Here is a 22824-nt window from a genome sequence, read left to right as displayed (position 1 = left end):
ATGAATCCCTTGTATTTGATCGTTCCGTTCGCTCCGCTAGTAGGCTCCATTCTGGCCGGTTTTTTTGGCAAGCAGATTGGCCGAACAGGCGCACACACAGTCACCATCGCTGGCGTTGCCATTTCCTTGATTGCCTCCATCCTGGTGTTCATGGATGTGATGGAGGGCAACACCTTCAACGGCACCCTCTATGAATGGGCTGCGGTTGGCACGTTGGTGTTCGAGGTTGGTTTCCTTGTCGACACGCTGACCGCGACCATGATGCTGGTGGTCACCAGTGTGTCACTGATGGTGCACATTTACACCATTGGCTACATGGAAGAAGACGATGGCTATCAACGCTTCTTCTCTTACATCTCGCTGTTCACGTTCTCGATGTTGATGCTGGTGATGAGCAACAACTTCCTGCAGTTGTTTTTTGGCTGGGAAGCAGTGGGCCTGGTTTCCTATTTGTTGATTGGTTTCTGGTACACCAAACCCACCGCCATTTACGCCAACCTGAAAGCGTTTCTTGTGAACCGCGTCGGCGACTTTGGTTTTATTCTGGGCATTGGTTTGATCATGGCATCGGCCGGTTCCATGAATTACGCTGAAGTGTTTGCACAAGCTGATAATCTGGCTGGGCAAACCATGCCCGGCACCGATTGGCCTTTGCTGGCCGTGGCCTGTATCTGCCTGTTCATCGGTGCCATGGGCAAATCGGCCCAGTTCCCGCTGCACGTGTGGCTGCCCGATTCCATGGAAGGCCCAACTCCAATTTCTGCCTTGATTCACGCCGCCACCATGGTGACCGCGGGTATTTTCATGGTCAGCCGCATGTCGCCCTTGTTTGAACTCAGCGACATCGCCTTGAACTTTGTGTTGGTGATTGGTTCAATCACCGCACTGTTCATGGGTTTCCTGGGCATTATTCAGAACGACATCAAGCGTGTGGTGGCTTATTCCACCTTGTCTCAGTTGGGTTACATGACAGTGGCTTTGGGTGTATCTGCCTACCCGGTTGCGATTTTCCATCTGATGACGCACGCGTTCTTCAAGGCCTTGCTGTTTCTTGGCGCGGGTTCTGTGATTATCGGTATGCACCACGATCAGGACATTCGCAATATGGGCGGCCTGTGGAAGTACATGCCAATCACCTGGCTAACTTCTTTGTTGGGTTCGCTGGCGCTGATTGGTACACCGTTCTTCTCGGGTTTCTACTCAAAAGACAGCATCATTGAAGCCGTGCATTTCAGCACCCTTCCAGCAGCCGATTTCGCGTACTTCGCCGTGGTTGCAGGTGTGTTTATCACTGCTTTCTACAGCTTCCGCATGTACTTCCTGGTGTTTCATGGCAAAGAACGTTTCCATGACATTCAGCACCATGATGACCATGGCCATGACGATCATCACGACAGCCATGCGCACCACGGCCCCGTGCAGCCGCATGAATCTCGCTGGGTGGTTACATTGCCTTTGATTTTGCTGGCGATTCCTTCCGTCATCATTGGTTACATTGCTGTCGAACCCATGTTGCATGGCACCTTCTTTGAAGGTGTGATCACCATCAAGCCAGAACATGGCGCAATGGCCAGCCTTAGCCGCATTTTCCACGGTGCCGCAGCCATGGGTGTTCATTCCCTGCAAACAGCACCATTCTGGCTGGCTTTGGCCGGTGTGGTGGCAGCTGCCGTGTGTTATCTGTGGGTGCCAGCCATTCCGGCTGCATTCATGAAAGTGCTAAAGCCTGTGCACACGCTGCTGGACAACAAGTACTACATGGATAAATTCAACGAAGTGGTTTTCGCGGGCGGCGCACGCGGCCTGGGTGAAGCACTGTGGAAGTTCGGTGACCGCATGTTGATCGACGGGTTGTTGGTCAATGGCAGCGCCAGATTGGTCGGTTTGATCTCGGGTGTGGTTCGTTTCGCGCAAAGTGGTTTTATTTATCACTACGCGTTTGCGATGATTCTTGGCGTGTTGGCCATGATCATTACTTTCATCACACTCAAATAACGAAGGCGGAACTTCGGTTCTTACGATTGGAAAATATCAATGTCTAACAATATTCCTTTTCTAAGTTTGGCGATCTGGCTGCCAATCGCCTTTGGTGTGCTGATCATGGCCTTGGGCAATGACAAGAACGCGGGCATGGTTCGTGGTGCAGCGCTGTTGACTGCCTTGGTCAGCTTTGTGGTCACCTTGCCCCTGTATTTTGGTTTTGACACCAGCACTGCACAACTGCAGTTTGTTGAGAATCTGCCATGGATTGAAGCCTTCGGTGCGTCCTACGGTTTGGGTGTCGATGGTTTGTCGGTGTGGTTCATCATCCTGACCGCCTTGATCACCGTTTTCGTGGTTGTTGCAGCCTGGGAAGTGATCACTGAAAAAGTGGCGCAGTACATGGCCGCATTCCTGATTTTGTCGGGTTTGATGGTAGGTGTATTCGCCGCCACCGATGGTTTGTTGTTCTATGTGTTCTTCGAGGCAACCCTGATCCCGATGTACATCATCGTGGGTGTATGGGGTGGCCCCAATCGCATCTATGCAGCGTTCAAGTTTTTCCTGTACACGCTGCTGGGTTCTTTGCTTACGCTGGTCGCGCTTATTTACTTGCAATTCCAGTCTGGTACTTTTGAAATTGCTGCCTGGCACAAGCTGCCATTGGGCATGACCGAGCAAATACTGATCTTCCTGGCTTTCCTCATGGCCTTTGCCGTGAAGGTACCCATGTGGCCGGTGCACACCTGGTTGCCCGATGCCCACGTGGAAGCGCCCACTGGTGGTTCGGTGGTACTGGCAGCCATCATGTTGAAGCTGGGTGCTTATGGCTTCCTGCGATTCAGCATGCCGATTGCGCCAGATGCAAGCCATGAACTGGCGGGCTTCATGATCACCTTGTCGCTGATTGCTGTCATTTACATCGGAGTGGTTGCGCTTGTTCAGAAAGACATGAAAAAGCTGGTGGCGTATTCATCGATTGCGCACATGGGTTTTGTCACCCTTGGTTTCTTCATGTTTCAGGACCTGGCAGTGCAGGGCGCCATCATCCAGATGATTTCTCACGGATTTGTGTCGGGCGCGATGTTCCTGTGTATTGGTGTACTGTACGACCGCGTTCACAGCCGTGAAATTTCAGCCTATGGCGGTGTGGTCAACACCATGCCCAAGTTTGCAGCCTTCTTTCTGCTGTTCGCCATGGCCAACGCAGGCTTGCCTGCAACCAGTGGTTTTGTCGGTGAATTCATGGTGATTCTGGGCGCGGTGAAGTACAACTTCTGGATTGGTTTGCTGGCTGCAAGCACCCTGATTTTAGGTGCAGCTTATTCGCTGTGGATGTACAAGCGCGTGGTGTTTGGTGAAGTGGCCAATGACAACGTGAAACAATTGACCGATGTGAACACCCGTGAATTTCTGATGTTGGGTGCATTGGCAATTCTGGTGATGGCCATGGGCCTGTACCCCAAACCCTTTACTGATGTGTTGCAGGTGTCTGTCGATGCCCTGTTGCAACATGTGGCTCAGTCCAAGCTTTAATTGAGGAATGTTCGTGGATCAGATGAATCTCTCACTCGCTATTCCTGAAATTGCCCTGGCGCTTTTCGCCTGCGCTTTTCTGATTGCCGACAGCGTGACCAAGGGTCGCATTTTGCCGATGCTGCACAACATCGTGGTGTTGTTCTGTATCGGCCTGGGTGTGTATTGCCTGGCGCAAGTACCCACCACTGGCACCGAGCTGGCTTTTACCAATATGTACATCGCAGATAGCATGGCATTGGCCTTGAAAGGCTTTTCCGCCTTGGCCATTGCTTTCACCCTGATTGTGGGGGCGAACTATGCGAAAGACCGCGACATGTTCAAAGGCGAGTTGCACGCATTGGTGTTATTCACTTTGCTGGGCCAGATGGTCATGATTTCTGCCAACAACCTGTTGTTGGTGTATCTGGGCGTTGAACTGTTGTCACTCAGCTTGTATGCGGCTGTGGCCATGCAGCGCGACAATGTGCGCGCTACGGAAGCATCGATGAAGTACTTTGTGCTGGGTGCCTTGGCTTCGGGCTTTTTGCTGTACGGCATGTCGATGATTTACGGTGCAACAGGCTCGTTGAATCATTCTGACATCGCATTCGCAGCCACTGCGGCGGTGTCTGGTGAGAAGTCGATCATCTTCATCTTCGGCATCGTGTTTCTGGTGGCGGGCCTTGCGTTCAAACTGGGTGTAGTGCCGTTTCACATGTGGGTGCCTGATGTGTATGAAGGTTCGCCTTCAATTGCCACATTGCTGATCAGTGGTGCGCCAAAATTGGCAGCCTTTGCCATGTTGATGCGTTTGTTGGTCGATGGCCTGTTTGTCATGGCTTTCGATTGGCAAAACATGCTGATGGTGTTGGCCATTGCTTCACTTGCCATCGGTAACCTGACAGCGATTGCACAAACCAGTTTGAAGCGTATGCTGGCCTATTCAACCATTGCGCAAATGGGTTTCATGTTGTTGGGTTTTCTCTCCGGTGTAACTGGGGAAGAGACAGGCAACGCCGCGCAAGCGTATTCATCGGCCATGTTCTACAGCATCACGTATGTGTTGACCACACTGGGCACCTTCGGTGTGATCATGGTGATGTCCCGCAAGGGCTTTGAGGTAGAAAAAATCAGCGACCTGAAGGGTTTGAACAAGCGTGCGCCCTGGTTGGCATTGATCATGTTGCTCTTGATGTTCTCGCTGGCAGGCATTCCACCCATGGTTGGCTTCGCTGCCAAGTTGCTGGTGCTTAAAGCCTTGTTGGCCACTGGTCAGGTGTGGTTGTCGGTTTATGCGGTCATGTTCAGCCTGGTGGGTGCCTTCTATTACATTCGCATTGTGAAAACAATGTACTTTGAAGCACCCGCGGATGAAACTGAGATTGTGATGGGCAATGACGCGCGCGCCGTGCTTGGTATAAATGGTTTGGCCGTGATCGTGCTGGGCTTGTTGCCTGCGCCTTTGATGGCATACTGTATGGCTGCCATCCAGCAAACGCTGGCGGGTTAATAGTATTCACGAATTCACAAGGGGCGGGTTTTGACGCAGACGATTGGGCATTGGTTGTTGTTTGGCTTGGCCTTGCTGTTTGCGAATCTGCCTTTTGTGAGCAACCGCATCATGGGTGTTCTGCCTGTGGTCAAAAAAGGTGGCTGGACCCGCGTGCTTGAAGTCATTGCGGGCTACTTCATCGTGGGTTTGATCGGCTTTGCCATTGAGGGCAGCTTAAGCCAGGTCACACCGCAGCGTTGGGAGTTTTTCGCGCTCACGGCTTGCCTGTTTCTGGTGTTCGCATTTCCCGGTTTTGTTTACCGCTTCTTGTGGCGCTCGCCAAAAGGCTGAAGGCAAGATCCCGCCTTGTACACCCGCTGTCGCTGTGTTGCGTTCAAAGTAAACGCTCTTCCAAGGATTCATATCATGAAACGTTTGCTTAACGGACTCGTCGGCGCGTGTGTATTGATGATTCTTGTTGCCTGCACGAATTCGCCTGAAGTAACAACGCGCAAATTGCAGTTTCTTGCCAAGACCGATTGTGAGTTGGTTTACAAAGCGCGTGGCGCGCAAGTGATCGAGAATTTTTGTGAAACCGAGTGGAAACCTGTGAAGGTTTTCATCGATGATCAAAAATATTCGGTGAACTGGATTGATGAAGAAACCAGCCGTTACCTGTTTGAAAATGGGTGTGGGCAAACGGCAGGCTGCTATTACGAGCTGAGCCTGGATCGGGTCACGGTGAATGGCCGTTTCACGTACATCACCCATGTCGTGAAAGGCGAATACACCTTTGAGATTGATGCGAATGAAAACTCCAGGCTGCTGAACGAAACCACGAGCGACCTGGCGTCTTGATTGCTGGCTCGGGGCATGCGGGGGGGCGCCTGAATCGGCAAAATGAACACAGCACCGCGCTAGCGGCGCATGCATTTTTGCTCGCTGGTTTTGCGAGAGCGCACCACCCAAGCAAAAACGCCGACCAGGTGGTCGGCGTTTCATCTGCAATTACATGTTCGGGTAGTTCGGCCCACCACCACCTTCCGGTGTCACCCACACGATGTTCTGTGTCGGGTCTTTGATGTCACAGGTTTTGCAGTGCACGCAGTTCTGGGCGTTGATCTGCAACTGGTCTTTGCCATCTTCCTTTTTTACATATTCATACACGCCAGCCGGGCAGTAACGCTGCTCGGGGCCAGCATACGTGGCCAGGTTGGTGGCCACGGGTACCTCTGCATTTTTCAAGGTCAGGTGTGCAGGCTGGTTTTCTTCGTGGTTCGTGTTGGAAATGAACACGGAGCTCAAGCGATCAAACGTAATTTTGCCATCTGGCTTTGGGTAGTTGATCGGTTGAAATTCGGAAGCAGGGCGCAGGCATTCATGGTCTGCGTGCTTGTGGTGCAAGGTCCAGGGCACCTTGCCTTTGAACAGCTTTTGTTCAATACCCACCATCATGGTGCCGGTGTACAGGCCTTTGCTCATCCATTGTTTGAAATTGCGGGCGCGGTACAGTTCATCGAACAGCCATGAATCGTGGAATGCTTTTGGATAGGCTTCCAATTCGTCGCCAGCGCGGTCTTGAGCCAGGGCATCGGCAATCGCGTCAGCACACAGCATGCCACTCTTGATCGCTGCATGCGAACCTTTGATTCTTGATGCATTCAGGAAACCTGCGTCGCAACCCACCAGTGCGCCACCGGGAAATACCAGCTTGGGCAGGCTCATCAAACCACCCGCTGCAATGGCACGTGCGCCGTAGGAAATGCGCTTGCCACCTTCGAAATACTTGCGAATTTCCGGGTGTGTTTTGTAACGCTGGAATTCTTCGAACGGTGACAGGTAGGGGTTGTCGTAAGCCAAACCAACCACGAAGCCCACAGCAACCTGATTGTTTTCAAGGTGGTACAAAAACGAACCGCCATAGGTGCTGGAATTGAGCGGCCAACCGCCCGAGTGAATTACCAAACCAGGCTTGTGTTTGGCTGGGTCAATTTCCCAGAGTTCTTTCAAGCCAATGCCATAAACCTGTGGGTCACGGCCTTCGTTCAAGTTGAACTTTTCAATGACCCGCTTGCCCAAATGACCCCGCACACCTTCTGCAAACACGGTGTACTTGGCGTGCAGTTCCATGCCTGGCTGGTAGGCGTGGGTGTGTTCGCCATCCTTGCCTATGCCCATGTCGCCTGTTTGAACGCCTTTCACTGCGCCGTTCTCGTGGTACAGCACTTCGGCACCCGCAAAGCCCGGGAATACTTCAACGCCCAATGCTTCGGCTTGTTCACCCAGCCAGCGAACCACGTTCGCCAGGCTGATCACATAGTTGCCGTGGTTTTGAAAACATTCGGGCAACAGTGCGTTGGGCACTTTCTTGGCTGACGTTTCTGTCAGGAACAAAAACTGGTCTTCGCTTACTTCGGTGTTCAATGGCGCGCCGCGTTCTTTCCAGTCGGGAAACAATTCAGCGATTGCGCGGGGGTCCATCACTGCGCCTGAAAGGATGTGTGCGCCCACTTCAGAGCCTTTTTCAAGCACGCAGACATTGATTTCCTGGCCCTTTTCAGCGGCCACTTGTTTCAGGCGGATGGCTGTTGACAGGCCTGCGGGGCCTCCACCAACTACCAACACGTCGTATTCCATCATGTCTCTTTCGACAGCCGACATTGGGTGCGTCTCCTTAAAGTTTGTCGCAAGTGCTACAGCGAGGTGCAGCTTTGATTTTAAGCCGAAAGCTTATTGCATATCGGGAAAAAATAGTTGACTTTGATCTCTAGTCTGAGAAACTTGCTTTTGTGCGTTGCAGCAAGAAGATTGTAAGCTCTAAAACGTTAAACTATCTGCACAAATTCAAAGCATAAGGAATCAGGATATGGGGATGAACAAAGTTTCGGCCAGCGCCACAGAAGCCTTGGCCAGCAAAATCAGGGATGGCATGACCCTGGCTGTGGGTGGTTTTGGCCTGTGCGGCATTCCGGAAGCGCTGATCGAGGCGGTGCGTGCTTCGGGTGCGAAAAACCTGACGGTGATTTCAAACAATGCTGGCGTGGATGGCTTTGGCCTTGGCCGCCTGCTGGAAACCCGTCAGGTTCACAAAATGATTTCTTCTTATGTGGGCGAGAACAAAGAGTTCGAGCGCCAATACCTCAGTGGTGAACTTGAACTTGAATTCACACCACAAGGTACTTTGGCTGAAAAGCTTCGGGCGGGCGGCGCGGGCATTCCTGCGTTCTTCACCAAAACCGGTTTTGGCACGGTGATTGCCGATGGCAAGGAAACACGGCTGATCGATGGCGAGAATTACGTGTTGGAGCACAGCTTGAAAGCGGACATTTCGCTGGTGAAAGCATGGAAGGCTGATACGTCTGGCAACTTGATTTACCGTTTGACTGCGCGCAATTTCAACCCGGAATGCGCTACAGCCTCGAAGTTTACGATTGCGGAAGTGGAAGAAATTGTGGAAGTGGGCGCACTTGATCCCAATTTCATTCACACCCCCGGCATTTATGTGCAGCGTTTGGTGTTGAACGTCAATCCCGAGAAGCGGATTGAGAAGCGAACCCTGTCCAGCATTGCACAATAAGGAGAATTAAAAATGGCGTGGAATCACGACGAAATGGCAGCGCGTGCTGCCCGTGAATTGCAAGACGGTTTTTACGTGAACCTGGGCATCGGTTTGCCGACCTTGGTGAGCAACCACATTCCGGCAGGCATGGATGTGATGTTGCAAAGTGAGAACGGTCTACTGGGTATTGGGCCATTCCCGACAGAAGACCAGGTAGATGCCGATTTGATCAACGCGGGCAAGCAAACCGTGACAACGCTGGATGGCTCGGCTTTCTTCTCAAGCTCTGAATCCTTTGCAATGATCCGTGGCGGGCACATTAATCTGGCCATTCTGGGGGCTATGCAGGTTAGTCAGAAAGGTGATTTGGCCAACTGGATGATTCCAGGCAAATTGGTCAAGGGCATGGGCGGTGCGATGGATTTGGTGGCGGGTGTTTCCCGGGTTGTGGTGCTGATGGAGCACGTGGCCCGCAAGAAAGACGGCACAACCGATCTGAAAATTCTGCCTGAATGCACATTGCCATTGACCGGCAAGGCTGTGGTGAACCGCATTATCACCGACCTGGCCGTGATGGACGTGACCCCGGAAGGTTTGAAGGTGCTGGAAATTGCGCCGGGTGTGTCCAGAGAAGAACTGCAAGAAAAAACAGCTTGCGAGCTGAAGTTTAGGTAAGTTCACTGTCATGAACCAAGCGCGCTCAGGTTATAATTCTGCTTTCAAACAGCGCACAATTCGTTCAATTGCGCGCCCAACTGAGCGCCTATCTGAGCGCCGCCTGGCACCATGACCAAATATGTATTCGTTACCGGCGGGGTTGTCTCGTCCCTTGGCAAAGGCATTGCCGCAGCATCATTGGCCGCGATTCTAGAAAGTCGTGGCCTGAAAGTTACCATGTTGAAACTGGACCCGTACATCAACGTGGACCCAGGCACCATGAGCCCATTTCAGCACGGCGAAGTTTTTGTAACCGAAGACGGCGCAGAAACTGACCTGGATTTGGGCCATTACGAACGATTCATCTCCACCAAGATGAAAAAGTCCAACAACTTCACCACCGGCCAGATCTACGAATCCGTGTTGCGCAAAGAGCGCCGTGGGGAATATCTGGGCAAGACCGTGCAGGTGATTCCGCACATCACCAACGAAATTCAGGCCTTTATTGAAAAAGGTGCCCGTGCAGCGTGGGGGGGTGAAACAGATGTGGCCATTGTTGAAATTGGCGGCACGGTGGGTGACATTGAATCACTGCCGTTTCTCGAGGCCGTTCGCCAGATGAGCTTGCGAATGGGCCGTAATAGCGCCTGCTTTGTGCACCTTACTTTGGTGCCATTCATCGCGTCTGCAGGTGAACTGAAAACCAAGCCAACCCAGCACAGCGTACAGAAATTGCGCGAGATCGGTATTTATCCAGATGCACTGCTGTGCCGGGCAGACCGCCGGATTCCCGACGACGAGCGCGCAAAAATTTCCATGTTCTCGAATGTGCAGCTGGAAGCTGTTATTTCGGTTTGGGATGCGGACACCATTTACAAAATTCCAGCCATGCTGGAAGCCCAGAAGCTGGACGACATTGTGTTGGAGAAGCTTAACATTGACGCACCCCGTGCTGATTTGTCCAAATGGGCAGACATTGTGTACGCCCAAGAGAACCCGGAGCAGGCGATTACCATTGGCATGGTGGGCAAGTATGTGGATTTGACCGAATCGTACAAGTCCTTGATCGAAGCCTTGAACCATGCCGGTTTGCACACCCGCACCAAAGTGAACATCAATTACATCGATTCTGAAGAAATTGAGGCCCATGGCACCGAACCCCTGAAAAAGCTGGATGCCATTCTGGTGCCGGGTGGTTTTGGCAAGCGCGGAACGGAAGGAAAGATCAAGGCCATTCAATACGCCCGCGAAAACAAGGTGCCTTACCTGGGCATTTGCCTTGGCATGCAGCTGGCCGTGATTGAATTTGCCCGTCATTGTGCCAACCTGCCCAAGGCCAATTCAACTGAATTCGATAGCTTGGTTGAAACCCCGGTTGTGGCGTTGATCACGGAATGGAAAGACAGCACCGGCAAGGTTGAAGTGCGCACAGATCAAAGCGATTTGGGCGGCACCATGCGTTTGGGTTCACAACGTTGCCCGATCAAGCCTGGCACGCTGGCTGAATCCATTTATGGCCCTGAAGTGAATGAGCGCCATCGTCACCGTTATGAAGTGAACAACAACTTCGTGCCGCAGCTTGAAGCCGCAGGCTTGCGCATTTCAGCCCGTACACCCACTGAAAACCTGCCGGAGATCATGGAATTGCCAGATCACCCGTGGTTCTTCGGTGTTCAGTTTCACCCCGAGTTCACCAGCACCCCACGGGACAGCCACCCCCTGTTCCTGGCCTACGTGAAAGCTGCTTTGGCCCACAAATTGGGTAAAGCGTTATAAGCTGGAACCAATAGGAGAATATCGTATGAAACTTTGCAATTTTGAAGTGGGTTTGAACCAGCCTTTTTTCCTGATCGCAGGCCCCTGCGTCATTGAAAGCGAACAGATGGCCATGGACACGGCCGGGCAACTCAAGGAAATTTGTGAGTCGCTTGGCGTGCCGTTCATCTACAAAAGCTCGTACGACAAAGCCAACCGCAGTTCAGGCAAAAGTTTCCGCGGTTTGGGCATGGAAAAGGGCCTGGATATTCTGGCTAATGTGAAAAAAACCCTGAATGTGAACGTGTTGACCGATGTTCACGCGATTGAAGAAATTGCGGCAGTGGCCAGCGTGGTCGATGTGCTGCAAACCCCTGCATTTTTGTGTCGCCAAACCGATTTCATTGAAGCGGTGGCCACATGTGGCAAGCCAGTGAACATCAAGAAAGGGCAGTTTCTGGCTCCCGGCGACATGGTGAATGTGGTGGACAAAGCCCGTGCTGCTGCCATTGAGGCGGGTGGTGACGGCAAAAACATCATGGTGTGTGAGCGTGGCGTCAGCTTCGGTTACAACAACCTGGTGTCCGACATGCGCAGCCTTGCAATCATGCGCAATACCGGTTGTCCGGTGGTGTTTGATGCCACGCACAGCGTGCAATTGCCAGGCGGGCAGGGCACCGCCAGCGGTGGTCAGCGTGAATTCGTGCCGGTGTTGGCGCGTGCTGCCGTGGCTGTGGGTGTGGCAGGTCTGTTCATGGAAAGCCATCCTGACCCGGCCAAGGCCATGTCAGACGGCCCCAACGCGTGGCCCTTGCCCCGCATGAAGGCTTTGCTGGCCACGTTGCAGGAACTGGACCGTTTGGTCAAGTCGGGTCCATTGGCTGAAACAGACCTGATGCAGTAATCCAATAAAAATTTAATCCATCCTAGAGGAAACTATGAGCGCAATTGTTGACGTGATTGGCCGTGAGGTGATTGATTCCCGTGGCAATCCCACTGTGGAATGTGACGTGTTGCTGGAAAGCGGCGCGATGGGCCGTGCGGCCGTACCATCTGGTGCATCCACAGGTACCCGCGAGGCTGTCGAGCTGCGTGATGGCGACAAATCCCGTTACCTGGGCAAAGGCGTGTTGCGCGCGGTTGAACACATCAACACTGAAATTTCCGAAGCGATTCTGGGTCTGGATGCCCAGGAACAAGTGTTTCTGGACCAGAACCTGATCGACCTGGACGGCACGGAAAACAAATCGCGCCTGGGTGCCAACGCCACATTGGCAGTTTCGATGGCCGTGGCCCGTGCTGCTGCTGAAGAAACCGGTTTGCCTTTGTACCGCTATTTCGGTGGCATGGGTGGCATGAGCCTGCCCGTGCCCATGATGAACGTGATCAACGGTGGTGCACACGCCAACAACAACCTGGACTTGCAAGAGTTCATGATTTTGCCCGTGGGAGCGCCTTCTTTCCGTGAAGCCGTTCGTTACGGCGCAGAAGTGTTCCACGCTTTGAAAAAAATCATTCACGACAAGGGCATGTCCACTGCCGTGGGTGACGAAGGTGGTTTTGCACCATCGGTTGCCAACCACGAAGCGGCCATTCAAATGATTATCCAGGCCATTGAAACAGCTGGCTTTGAGCCCGGAACTCAGGTGGCTTTGGGCCTGGATTGCGCCGCTTCAGAATTCTACAAGGGCGGCAAGTACAAGCTGGCCGGCGAGGGCATGGAGCTGAGTTCGCAGGAATTCGCACACATGCTGGAAAGCTGGTGCAACAAGTACCCCATCATTTCTATTGAAGACGGCATGGCCGAAGATGACTGGGATGGTTGGGCGTACCTGTCCAAAACACTGGGCCGCAAGGTGCAACTGGTGGGCGACGATTTGTTTGTGACCAACACCAAAATTCTGGCCGAAGGCATTCAGAAGAACATTGCCAACTCCATTCTGATCAAGATTAACCAGATTGGTACTTTGACAGAAACTTTTGCTGCCATTGAAATGGCCAAACGTGCGCGTTACACCGCAGTAATTTCTCACCGTTCCGGTGAAACGGAAGACAGCACAATTGCTGACATCGCTGTGGGCACCAATGCCATGCAGATCAAGACCGGTTCCATGAGCCGTTCAGACCGCGTTGCCAAGTACAACCAGCTGTTGCGCATTGAAGAAGACTTGGGCGATATCGCCTACTACCCAGGCCGTTCAGCCTTTTACAACCTGGATTAATCGGTATTAATCGAAGGTGGCCCCGCTCTGCGGGGCCTTCTTGTATATGAACCCCAGGCTGATTTCACTTGTCCTTTTTGCACTGCTGATTTTGCTTCAATACCCCTTGTGGTTTGGCAAAGGCGGATTGCTGCGCGTGAGCGATCTTGAAGGCCGCCTTGAACAACAAAAGCAGGTCAATGAGTCTTTGCGCTTGCGCAATCAGCAGCTTGAAGGGGATGTGCGCAGTTTGTCTGAAGGGGTTGAGGCGATTGAGGAACGCGCCAGAAACGACTTTGGCATGATCAAAAAAAACGAATTGTTTATCCAGCTCATTGAGCCACGAAGCGAACCTCGGGCAGAATCCAGGACAGCCCCAACCCAATAGCAGTGCTGCACCAAACAATCAATGCACGGTTGGCGGTGGTGTATCAGGGCAATCTGGGCCGCTTGCAAACATGGCATTGCATTCATCGCGCGTGAACGAGTAGTTGGCGTTGCAAAAATCACATTGAATTTCAACCGTGGGCGTTTCAGACAAGGCATCGTCCAGTTCAGCCTGTCCCAGTGACACCAGCATGCGTTCGACCTTATCCCGTGAACAAGTGCATTCAAAATGCGCCTGGCGTTGTGCCAGCCCATCGGGGTCTTCTTCCCAGAAAAGCCGTTTGGCCAGTTCATCGGTGTCGGTGTTCAAATGTTCGGGTGTTTGCAGGGTGTTGACCAGGGCTTGTAGCCGGTCCCAGCCGTCGGCATCAAATTCCTTGCTGGACACAATGCCGCCATGCTGCGGCATTTGTTGAAGCATGACGCCTGCTGCTGCGTTTTCGTCTGCATTCAGAATCAGGCGGGTTTCAAGCTGTTCGCTGCTGTGCATGTAGGCTTCCAGCGAGTCGGCCACGGTGTTACCAGCCAATGGCACGATACCCTGGTAGGGTTCCTGTCCCGGGAGGCGGTTGCGCGGATCCAGAATAATTGCGCAAATGCCTTTGCCTGTGGCGTTGACCAAATCCTTGAAGGTCGCGTTCTCGGCAATTTGGGTGTTCTCAGCCAGTTTGACTGTGGCGCGCAGCCCCAGGCGGCTGTTGCATTCGGCCACCAACAGGCGAATGGGCCCATCACCCTGTATTTGAATGATCAACGAACCCTCGAATTTGAGCGAGGACGACAGCATGGTGCTGGCTGCCACCAGTTCACCCAACACTTTTTGTACAGGTGCGGGGTAGGTGTTGTGGCTGAGCACCTGTTGCCAGGCGTCGGTCAGGTGCACAAGGTGTGCACGGCAACTGGATTGATCAAATATCAGGGTGCGTAGTGTGTCTGTCATGGGTGGGCAAGTGGGTACTGAAGTTAATCGTCAATTTTTTCTAGTGTGTCTTTGAACAGCTTGGCTTTTTGCACATAGAACGCAGCGCCGATCAGGCCGGCCACTTCATCATCATTCAGGGTGCGGATCACCTTGCCGGGCGAGCCCACCACCAGCGAGCGGTCGGGAATTTCCTTGCCTTCAGTGATCAGGGCGCCGGCGCCGATGATACAGTTTTTTCCGATCTTTGCACCGTTCAACACCACGGAACGAATGCCGATCAAACTGCCTTCACCCACGGTGCAACCATGCAGGCAAGCCTGATGGCCCACGGTGACATGCTTGCCAACCACCATGGGGTAGCCAATGTCGGTGTGCAGCACGGCGCCTTCCTGCACATTGCTGCCTTCCATGATGTGAATCAGTTCGTTGTCGCCGCGAATGGCGGCGAAATCCCACACCGAGGTGTTTTCGTCCAGTTGCACCTGACCAATGATGCTGGCCATTTCAGCGACATACGCACTGGGGTGGATGTTGGGTTCTTTTCCATTGATTTTGTATTTGGCCACATTCGTCTCCTGTTTCGGGGTGGTGCCTTTGCCTGTTTGGCTTAAAATAACATGCATCGAACCCTTATGCAGTGTGCTTACATGGGCAGTGAACAGGAAGTAATGGAAGTCACCTTGAGGCGTGCCGCCTTGCAGGCCTTGGAATGCAAAAATTCTGTGGAAAAGGTACGCTTGGTGCACGCAATTCAAGGTGATCTGCCAATCGGCGCGCGCGAAGTTCTGCAATCCACGGTGGGGCGCCCAGACATGCCCGAACTGGTACACCCGGCCCGTGTTCCCACCCGCAAGATAAGTCAGCCCGAAGGGCGCGGCATGTTGTTGCATTCGCTTGCCCACATCGAGTTCAATGCGATCAATCTGGCGCTTGATTTGCTGGTGCGTTTTCCAGACATGCCGACGCAGTTTTACGTCGATTGGTTGAAGGTGGCCAAAGAAGAGGCTTACCACCACACCTTGTTGTGCGATCGCCTTGCTGCACACGGCTTGAGTTACGGCGACTACCTGGCCCACGACGGGCTTTGGCAAATGGCCGAGAAAACCAAAGGCAGTTTGCTGGCGCGGCTGGCCCTGGTGCCAAGGCTTTTGGAGGCGCGTGGGCTGGATGTGTCGCCCGCCATTCGTGAAAAACTGGCCGTTGCAGGCGACATGGAGAGTGCCGAAGTGCTGGACATTATTCTGCGGGATGAAATAGGCCATGTGGCCATAGGCAACCGCTGGTTCAACGAAGTGTGCAACAATGAACTGTGCGACCCGATTGAAGCGTTTGAGCGTTGTTTGCGTGAGTACGCCGCACCGCATCCCCGCTCGCCATTCAATTTCAAGGCCCGCGCACAAGCCGGTTTTTCGGAAGAAGAACTGGCCTGGTTGATGCAAGTTGAATTGGAGCAATCCGCCCAATAAGCCGATTGCAAAAGTATGGTGATAGCAGCACAAATCAATTGGAGCGACCCGCATTTGATCAATGCGGATTTGCATTGTCATTCCACCGTGTCTGATGGCACCTTGACCCCGGAAGAGCTGGCGGCACGCGCTGCTGCCAATGGTGTTCAAATGTGGTCATTGACCGACCACGATGAAGTGGGCGGGCTTGCCCGCGCTGCAAAAGCCGCCGCTGGGCACAACATGATTTTTGTACCTGGTGTCGAAATTTCGGTGACTTGGTCTGCAGTAACCTTGCACATTGTGGGGTTGAATGTGGATTACATCGATTCATCACTGGACAAGGGTTTGGCCAGCGTGCGAAACGGACGCACCGAGCGGGCCATGGAAATGTCGCGCCAACTGGAAAAAGTGGGCATTGACAACGTGTATGAAGGTGCTCTGAAATACGTGGGCAACCCGAACCTGATCAGCCGCACGCACTTTGCGCGTTGTTTGGTTGAACGAAAGGTGTGCACCGACATTCGCGACGTGTTTGAGCGCTTTCTGACACCCGGTAAGCCCGGCTACGTGCCGCATGAGTGGGCCAGCCTGAAGCAGGCGGTGCAGTGGATTCTTGAGTCAAATGGCCAGGCCGTGATTGCGCACCCCGGTCGTTACGATTTGAACCCCATGCAGATGGACGAACTGGTCGACCAGTTTGTGAAACTTGGCGGAGAGGGCATCGAGGTGGTCACGGGCAGCCACACCACCGATCAGTACGCCACCTATGCGAGGAAGTCTGTGCGGTCGGGCTTGAAGGCCTCACGTGGGTCCGATTTCCATGGCCCCACCGAATCACGGGTTAATTTGGGTGAATTGCCCCGCTTGCCGGATGGTTGCGTGCCAATCTGGGATAATTGGGGCAAGTTGTTCAGCTAACAGGATCCCCATTGGCGCAGTTATTTAATGTTCACCCTCAAAACCCGCAATCGCGTTTGTGCAAGCAGGCTGCCGAACTTATCAATGCAGGTGGCATCGCCGCCATTCCAACCGACAGTTGCTATGCACTGGTGTGCCACCTCGACGACAAAAATGCGGTGGAGCGTTTGCGCAGGCTGAAGGGTATTTCCGAGAAGCAGCATTTGGCATTGCTGTGCAAGGATTTAAGCGAACTGGGCAGCTATGCCAAAGTGAACAACGTTCAATACCGCTTGTTGAAATCGGTGTTTCCCGGGCCGTACACTTTCATTCTTGAAGCCACGAAAGAAGTACCGAAGCGTGTTTCACACCCGTCCAAAAAATCGATTGGCCTGCGTGTGCCCGCGCACGCCGTTGTACAGGGGCTGCTGGAACACATTGAAGGCGCCCTGATTGCCACCACGCTGCAATTGCCAGGCATGGAAGAGCCCGCACGCAGCGGTTGGGAAGCCGAAGAGGCAGTAGGCAACGATGTGGATTTGATCGTAGATGATGGCGAATACTGTGGCGCATTTCCCACCACCGTGATTGACTGGACCGGTGAAGAACCGCTGGTGGTGCGCGTGGGTGCAGGTCCGTTGACAGGGCCGTTGGAGCCCGTGAACGTTGAAGAACAGGAAGAACTGTGATGGACGCAAGCATTATTCAAACCATTGCGGTGTATGCCTTGCCCGTGCTGTTTGCCATCACCCTGCACGAGGCGGCGCACGGTTATGTGGCCCGCATGTATGGTGACAACACAGCCTTGGAGGCGGGGCGCATTACCTTGAATCCGTTGAAGCACATTGACCCGGTTGGAACCATCGTGGTGCCGATCCTTATTCTGGTGTCCTCTAGCCTGATGGGAGTTGGTGCCTTTCTGTTTGGCTGGGCCAAGCCGGTGCCGGTGAATTTCGGCAATTTGCGGAACCCGAAGAAAGATATTCGTTACGTGGCTTTTGCCGGGCCAGGCGCGAATTTTTTCATGGCCTTGATGTGGGCACTCAGCCTGAAGCTGCAGTTCATGACTGGCCTGAGTGAACCGTTTTTTGCCGAAATGGCCAAGGCCGGCATTGTGGTCAACCTGGTGCTGGCGGCGTTGAATCTGTTGCCGATTTTGCCGCTGGACGGGGGCCGAATTCTGTTCAGCTTCCTGCCCAGTTCTGCAGCGTACAGTTTCAGCAGAACCGAGCCCTATGGCATGATCGTGCTCATCGCACTCTTGATGCTGGGTATTTTGCCCATGTTCATTCAGCCCATTGTCAGCATCGGGCTGGGTGCGTTAACTTTTTTGTTTAACTTTTAAGTCACCATGTTTCCTGAACGCGTATTGTCGGGCATGCGCCCAACCGGTTTGCTGCACCTTGGCCATTACCACGGTGTGTTGAAAAACTGGGTGAAACTTCAAAACGAATTTCCCTGCCTGTTCTTCGTGGCCGATTGGCACGCGTTGACCACGCACTATGAAACGCCGGAAGTGATCAAGGAAAACGTGTGGGACATGGTTATTGACTGGCTGGCCGCGGGTGTTGACCCGGAAAAGGCCACCTTGTTCATTCAGTCGAAAGTGCCTGAGCATGCTGAACTGCATTTGCTGTTGTCGATGAATACGCCTTTGAGCTGGCTCGAGCGCGTGCCCACCTACAAAGACCAGCAGGAAAAGTTGAGCGACAAAGACTTGGGTACCTACGGCTTTTTGGGTTATCCGTTACTGCAGTCGGCTGACATTTTGATTTACCGCGCAACACAAGTTCCAGTGGGCGAAGACCAGGTGCCGCACATCGAGCTGACGCGCGAAATTGCACGGCGCTTCAACCACTTTTACAGCAAAGAAAAATTGCTGGATGCAAAGGGCGCTGAAATTGGCCGCAAGCCGATTTTGCTGGAACCCAAAGCCTTGTTGACCGAGGCCAGCAAGATGCCCGGGCTGGACGGCATGAAAATGTCCAAGAGCTACCAAAACACCCTGGCTTTGCGCGAAACGCCGGAAAACATTTCCCGGAAAATTCGCAAAATGCCCACCGACCCGGCCCGTGTGCGCCGCACCGACCCAGGTGACCCTGCCAAGTGTCCCGTGTGGCAGTTGCATCAGGTGTATTCCGATGACAGCACCAAGCAGTGGGTGCAAGAAGGTTGCAAGTCGGCTGGCATTGGTTGCATTCAGTGCAAAGAGCCGGTTATTCAAGCCGTGACCAACGAGTTGGCCCCGATGCGTGAACGTGCCGCCGCCTATATAGAAAACCCGGCATTGGTGCGAAAAATCATTGACGAAGGGTGCGAGCGGGCACGCGCCATGGCCAATGACACCATGAAAGACGTGCGCAAGCACATGGGCCTGGACTATTCCTGACATGGCCCCTTCATCTTGGGTCCGTGGTTGCCTTGAACGTCTTCACGTGGATGGCGTGGTCAAGCCAGGCTTGCGGGCGCTTGACCTTGCTTGCGGTGGCGGCCGCCATGCCTTGTACCTGGCCAGCCTGGGTTACAGCGTGCACGCTGTGGACAAAAACACGCCGGAAAAGGTGTGGCCTGCGAATGTACAGTTTGAAGCCCTGGACCTGGAGCAGGAACACTGGCCGCTGGCAGGGCAGCAATATGATTTGATTGTGGTTACCAACTACCTGCACCGGCCACATTTTGCGAACTTTTTGCAAAACCTGAAGTCTGAAAATGCAGTGTTGGTGTACGAAACTTTCATGGATGGCAATGCGCAATTCGGGGCGCCCCGAAGCCCTGAATTCCTGCTTCAACCGGGGGAGTTGCTGGCGCGTATGTCGTCATTGAACATTCTGCGTTTTGAACAGGGGCTGCGAGGCATTCCAAGCCCTGCAATGATTCAACGGGCCATGGGCATTACAGGCGCATGGTCTGGGATACAATCTGAAACAATAACACTCACTTAAAGGGATTAAATGATCACTGGCAGCATTGTCGCGATTGTTTCGCCGATGTTTGAAGACGGTTCACTGGACTATGACAGCTACCGTCAGCTCATTGATTGGCACATTGAACAAGGCACCGATTCCATCGTGGCCGTAGGCACCACCGGCGAATCGCCGACTGTGGATGTGGAAGAGCACGGCGAATTGATTCGCGTGGCCGTGGAACAGGCAGCGGGGCGCATACCCATTATTGCGGGCACTGGTGGCAATTCCACCACCGAGGCCATCGAGCTGACCGAATACGCCCGCAAGGTGGGTGCCGCCGCCAGTCTGCAGGTTGTGCCTTACTACAACAAGCCCACACAGGAAGGCATTTACCTGCACATGCGCAAGGTCGCCGAGGCCGTGGATTTGCCGGTTGTTTTGTACAACGTGCCCGGCCGTACGGTTGCCGACATGGCACATTCCACCGTGGTGCGTTTAAGCCAGGTCGATGGCATTGTGGGCATCAAGGAAGCCACAGGCAATCTGGAACGTGGTGCCTGGTTGATCCGCGACACGTCGCCCGATTTTGCGGTTTACAGCGGTGATGACCCCACTGCAGTGCACCTGATGTTGATGGGTGGCAAGGGCAATATTTCGGTGACTGCCAACGTGGCCCCCAAGCTGATGCACGAATTGTGCGCAGCCGCCATTGAAGGCGATGCGAAAACAGCGCACGCCCTGAACCTGAGCCTGCTGGATTTGCACCAGGCCATGTTTGTGCAGGCCAACCCGATTCCCGTGAAGTACGCATTAAGCAAAATGGGCAGAATGGCACCCGGCGTGCGCCTGCCCTTGACCCGACTGGAATCGAATTTTCACCAGACCGTAGACGTTGCTTTGCGCGCGCATCGGTTGATTGACTAAAGATCACTTAAGGCTGTTAAAGACATGGAATTGAACAAGACAACCCCTTACAAGCTGTTGCTGATCGCCGTGGCAGTTTCCTCCGCTGCGGGCTGCGCCTCCTACAAAGAGGCCGTAGAGGGCCAGAAAACGGCTTACCGCACCGCCGAGAAACGCGAGCAGGGGCTGGAAGTACCTCCAGATTTGACTGCACAGTCTGCCGATGAACAGTTTTTGATTCCCGGCGAGTCTGGTTCAGGCGCCGTGTCTGCTACCGAGTTTTACAGCGGTGGTGGCACCCGACCTTCGGGAACGCGTGCCCAGGCACCCACTGAGCCGGTGTTGGTCGCTTCCGAGGATGTGAGAATCAAGCGTGTGGGCAACTTGCGTTCTCTGGAGGTAAAAATGCCTCCGGAACAACTGTGGCCCAAGTTGCGCGAATTCTGGAAAGAAACCGGTTTTGAATTGTCTGTGGACGATCCCAAGATTGGCCTGATGGAAACCAACTGGGCCGAGAACCGCGCGAACATTCCAATGGACGGCATTCGCAAGGTGATCGGTACGGTGTTTGATGGCATTTATTCCAGTAACACCCGCGACCGTTACCGCACCCGTGTCGAGCCCATTGAGGGTGGTGTGGAAATTTTCGTGACCCACCGCGGCATGGAAGAAAACTACACAGATCAGGCTCAATCCAACCTGATCTGGATGAATCGTCCGTCCGACCCCGAACTTGAAGCCGAAATGCTGAACCGTTTGATGGCCAAGCTGACTGGCGATGAGCAAGCCGCCGCTGCGTCTGGACGACCTGCTGGCCAAGAGCTTGTTTCGGTTCAGAAAAAGTCCGAAGGCACATCCATTATTCTTGCTGAAGACTTCCCCCTGGCGTGGCGCCGTGTGGGGTTTGCCCTGGACCGCGCGGGTTTCATTGTTGAAGATCGTGACCGTTCCAATGGCGTGTATTACGTGAAGTACATTCCAGACTCAGCCGCCAAGGAAAGTGAAAAGAAAGGTTTCTTCGGGAAAGTATTTGGTGGTTCATCCGATGACAAAAGTCTGAAAGCAGATCAACGCTTCCAGGTGGTTGTAGCACCCGAGGGCGACAAGTCCACTTCAGTGAAATTTACTTCTGAACGCGGTGCGGCGGTGGATGCTGCAATATCAGAGGAAGCAGCGACGAAGCTTGCGGGCAAATTGCGGTAACTGGTGTGCGTTTTGCAAGCTTAGGCAGTGGCAGTGAGGGCAACAGTTGGCTGTTTGAATGCCGGCTGGGCAGTGCCCCCACCCGCTTGATGGTTGACTGTGGTTTTGCCGTAAAGGAAACCGTAAGCCGACTTGAAAGGGTGGGTGTGCCCCCGACGCAAGTGGATGCCATTGTGGTTACCCATGAGCACGGCGACCACATCAGCGGTGTATTCAAGTTCAGCCGAAAGTTCGGAACGCCTGTGTACCTTACGCACGGCACCTGGCGCGCTGCCCTGCGATCCAGATTAACCGACAACGACTATCTTCATTCGGGGCGGGTGGTGTTAATTGACAGCCATTCGCCTTTTCAGATCAAACACCTCAAGCTTCATCCCTTTCCTGTGCCGCATGATGCAGCCGAGCCTGTTCAATTGCTGATTGAATCCCTGTCCGGATTCATTGCGGGCATTCTGACCGATTGTGGCAGCGCTACGCCGCATTTGGTGGGCATGCTGAACCGTGCACATGCCTTGATTCTGGAATCCAACCACTGTCCGGAAATGCTGTCCAATTCGCCTTATCCGCCCAGCCTGAAGAAAAGGGTAGGGGGTGACTATGGGCATTTAAGCAATCAAGTGGCGTGTGAAATTCTTCGCAGTCTGGATTCCGGCAATTTGAAGTTTGTGGTGGCTGCGCATTTGAGCAAAACAACCAATTGCCCGGATGTTGTGCAAAGCATGTGGAACGAGGTGCTGCAACCGCGGGGCATCCCCTTCGAGATTGCCTGCCAGGCCGAAGGTGTGGACTGGGTGACTTTGGATCCCGGCCAGCTGGCGGCTTGAAACACATTCCGGCATAAAAAAACCCCACAGCTTGCGCGTGGGGTTTTTGTTTCAACCGCTTTTACAAGCGAATTGAAATTACTTCTTTTCTTCTTCAGCAGGCGTTGCAGCTGGCTCAGTTGCTGCTGGCTCAGTTGCTGCTGGTTCTGCAGGTGTTGGCTCAGCAGGTGCT

Annotated in this window: 23 protein-coding genes; 20 read left to right on the top strand and 3 right to left on the bottom strand. The window is 53.5% G+C overall.

Going from position 1 to position 22824, the window contains the following annotated elements; genetic code table 11:
• The 5 genes from nuoL (at position 1) to V7028_RS07805 (ending at position 5848) form a co-directional block, all read left to right on the top strand.
• Positions 1-1995 carry an NADH-quinone oxidoreductase subunit L gene (gene nuoL, locus V7028_RS07825; protein ID WP_334119530.1) on the top strand — a complete coding sequence of 665 codons (1995 nt, stop codon included), beginning with the start codon at positions 1-3 and terminating at the stop codon, positions 1993-1995.
• 39 nt (positions 1996-2034) lie between these two features.
• A complete protein-coding gene (locus tag V7028_RS07820; RefSeq protein WP_334119529.1) occupies positions 2035-3516 on the top strand; it encodes an NADH-quinone oxidoreductase subunit M in 1482 nt (493 codons plus the stop codon).
• 22 nt (positions 3517-3538) lie between these two features.
• Positions 3539-5008: an NADH-quinone oxidoreductase subunit NuoN gene (nuoN, locus tag V7028_RS07815; protein WP_334119528.1), complete on the top strand. Its 1470-nt coding sequence runs from the start codon at positions 3539-3541 to the stop codon at positions 5006-5008.
• A gap of 30 nt (positions 5009-5038) precedes the next feature.
• Positions 5039-5341 (top strand): DUF2818 family protein, encoded by a 303-nt coding sequence (locus V7028_RS07810; protein ID WP_334119527.1) that lies wholly within the window; start codon positions 5039-5041, stop codon positions 5339-5341.
• A gap of 75 nt (positions 5342-5416) precedes the next feature.
• Positions 5417-5848 carry a hypothetical protein gene (locus V7028_RS07805; RefSeq protein WP_334119526.1) on the top strand — a complete coding sequence of 144 codons (432 nt, stop codon included), beginning with the start codon at positions 5417-5419 and terminating at the stop codon, positions 5846-5848.
• 150 nt (positions 5849-5998) lie between these two features.
• Here the strand turns inward: V7028_RS07805 and V7028_RS07800 are convergent, their stop codons facing one another.
• On the bottom strand, positions 5999-7651 hold the full coding sequence (locus V7028_RS07800) for an electron transfer flavoprotein-ubiquinone oxidoreductase (RefSeq protein WP_334119525.1): 1653 nt from the start codon (positions 7649-7651) through the stop codon (positions 5999-6001).
• A gap of 211 nt (positions 7652-7862) precedes the next feature.
• Between V7028_RS07800 and V7028_RS07795 the strand changes: the two genes are divergently transcribed.
• The 6 genes from V7028_RS07795 to ftsB all read left to right on the top strand — a co-directional run bounded on the left by V7028_RS07795 (position 7863) and on the right by ftsB (position 13550).
• Complete coding sequence (locus tag V7028_RS07795) at positions 7863-8567, top strand: CoA transferase subunit A (protein WP_334119524.1); 705 nt, start codon at positions 7863-7865, stop codon at positions 8565-8567.
• A gap of 12 nt (positions 8568-8579) precedes the next feature.
• On the top strand, positions 8580-9224 hold the full coding sequence (locus tag V7028_RS07790) for a 3-oxoacid CoA-transferase subunit B (protein WP_334119523.1): 645 nt from the start codon (positions 8580-8582) through the stop codon (positions 9222-9224).
• A 111-nt stretch (positions 9225-9335) separates the two neighbouring features.
• The gene (locus V7028_RS07785; RefSeq protein ID WP_334119522.1) at positions 9336-10982 is read left to right on the top strand and encodes a CTP synthase; all 1647 of its coding nucleotides are present in this window, start codon (positions 9336-9338) and stop codon (positions 10980-10982) included.
• Between the two features lie 25 nt (positions 10983-11007).
• Positions 11008-11865 carry a 3-deoxy-8-phosphooctulonate synthase gene (kdsA, locus tag V7028_RS07780; protein ID WP_334119521.1) on the top strand — a complete coding sequence of 286 codons (858 nt, stop codon included), beginning with the start codon at positions 11008-11010 and terminating at the stop codon, positions 11863-11865.
• Positions 11866-11899: 34 nt separating this feature from the next.
• Positions 11900-13183, top strand: coding sequence for a phosphopyruvate hydratase (gene eno / locus V7028_RS07775; RefSeq protein ID WP_334119520.1), 1284 nt, complete (start codon positions 11900-11902; stop codon positions 13181-13183).
• Positions 13184-13229: 46 nt separating this feature from the next.
• Positions 13230-13550 (top strand): cell division protein FtsB, encoded by a 321-nt coding sequence (gene ftsB, locus V7028_RS07770; protein WP_334119519.1) that lies wholly within the window; start codon positions 13230-13232, stop codon positions 13548-13550.
• An 18-nt stretch (positions 13551-13568) separates the two neighbouring features.
• On the opposite strand, the gene hslO is transcribed toward ftsB, so the two are convergent.
• Together hslO and V7028_RS07760 are read right to left on the bottom strand one after the other, a co-directional pair.
• The gene (gene hslO / locus V7028_RS07765) at positions 13569-14489 is read right to left on the bottom strand and encodes an Hsp33 family molecular chaperone HslO (RefSeq protein ID WP_334119518.1); all 921 of its coding nucleotides are present in this window, start codon (positions 14487-14489) and stop codon (positions 13569-13571) included.
• Positions 14490-14512: 23 nt separating this feature from the next.
• Positions 14513-15037 carry a gamma carbonic anhydrase family protein gene (locus tag V7028_RS07760; protein ID WP_334119517.1) on the bottom strand — a complete coding sequence of 175 codons (525 nt, stop codon included), beginning with the start codon at positions 15035-15037 and terminating at the stop codon, positions 14513-14515.
• An 81-nt stretch (positions 15038-15118) separates the two neighbouring features.
• On the opposite strand from V7028_RS07760, the gene V7028_RS07755 reads away from it, so the two are divergent.
• The 9 genes from V7028_RS07755 to V7028_RS07715 are packed head-to-tail and all read left to right on the top strand — an operon-like array spanning position 15119 to position 22652.
• Positions 15119-15937: a ferritin-like domain-containing protein gene (locus V7028_RS07755; RefSeq protein WP_442918709.1), complete on the top strand. Its 819-nt coding sequence runs from the start codon at positions 15119-15121 to the stop codon at positions 15935-15937.
• 15 nt (positions 15938-15952) lie between these two features.
• Complete coding sequence (locus V7028_RS07750; protein WP_334119515.1) at positions 15953-16837, top strand: 3',5'-nucleoside bisphosphate phosphatase; 885 nt, start codon at positions 15953-15955, stop codon at positions 16835-16837.
• 11 nt (positions 16838-16848) lie between these two features.
• Positions 16849-17505 carry an L-threonylcarbamoyladenylate synthase gene (locus tag V7028_RS07745; protein WP_334119514.1) on the top strand — a complete coding sequence of 219 codons (657 nt, stop codon included), beginning with the start codon at positions 16849-16851 and terminating at the stop codon, positions 17503-17505.
• The gene (locus V7028_RS07740) at positions 17505-18161 is read left to right on the top strand and encodes a site-2 protease family protein (RefSeq protein ID WP_334119513.1); all 657 of its coding nucleotides are present in this window, start codon (positions 17505-17507) and stop codon (positions 18159-18161) included. The genes V7028_RS07745 and V7028_RS07740 overlap by 1 nt, the downstream gene beginning before the upstream one ends.
• Before the next feature lie 6 nt (positions 18162-18167).
• The gene (trpS, locus tag V7028_RS07735; RefSeq protein ID WP_334119512.1) at positions 18168-19205 is read left to right on the top strand and encodes a tryptophan--tRNA ligase; all 1038 of its coding nucleotides are present in this window, start codon (positions 18168-18170) and stop codon (positions 19203-19205) included.
• A 1-nt stretch (position 19206) separates the two neighbouring features.
• On the top strand, positions 19207-19758 hold the full coding sequence (locus V7028_RS07730) for a class I SAM-dependent methyltransferase (RefSeq protein WP_334119511.1): 552 nt from the start codon (positions 19207-19209) through the stop codon (positions 19756-19758).
• A 9-nt stretch (positions 19759-19767) separates the two neighbouring features.
• Complete coding sequence (gene dapA / locus V7028_RS07725; protein WP_334119510.1) at positions 19768-20646, top strand: 4-hydroxy-tetrahydrodipicolinate synthase; 879 nt, start codon at positions 19768-19770, stop codon at positions 20644-20646.
• A gap of 24 nt (positions 20647-20670) precedes the next feature.
• A complete protein-coding gene (gene bamC / locus V7028_RS07720) occupies positions 20671-21828 on the top strand; it encodes an outer membrane protein assembly factor BamC (protein ID WP_334119509.1) in 1158 nt (385 codons plus the stop codon).
• Between the two features lie 5 nt (positions 21829-21833).
• Positions 21834-22652, top strand: a complete 819-nt coding sequence (locus V7028_RS07715; protein WP_334119508.1) for an MBL fold metallo-hydrolase — start codon at positions 21834-21836, stop codon at positions 22650-22652.
• The last annotated feature ends 172 nt before the right edge of the window (positions 22653-22824 follow it).

The organism is Limnobacter sp. (assembly GCF_036846585.1).
Taxonomy (GTDB): Bacteria; Pseudomonadota; Gammaproteobacteria; order Burkholderiales; family Burkholderiaceae_B; genus Limnobacter.
Note: the sequence above shows the minus strand (reverse complement) of the source record. Positions and strands in the feature narration are given on the sequence as shown.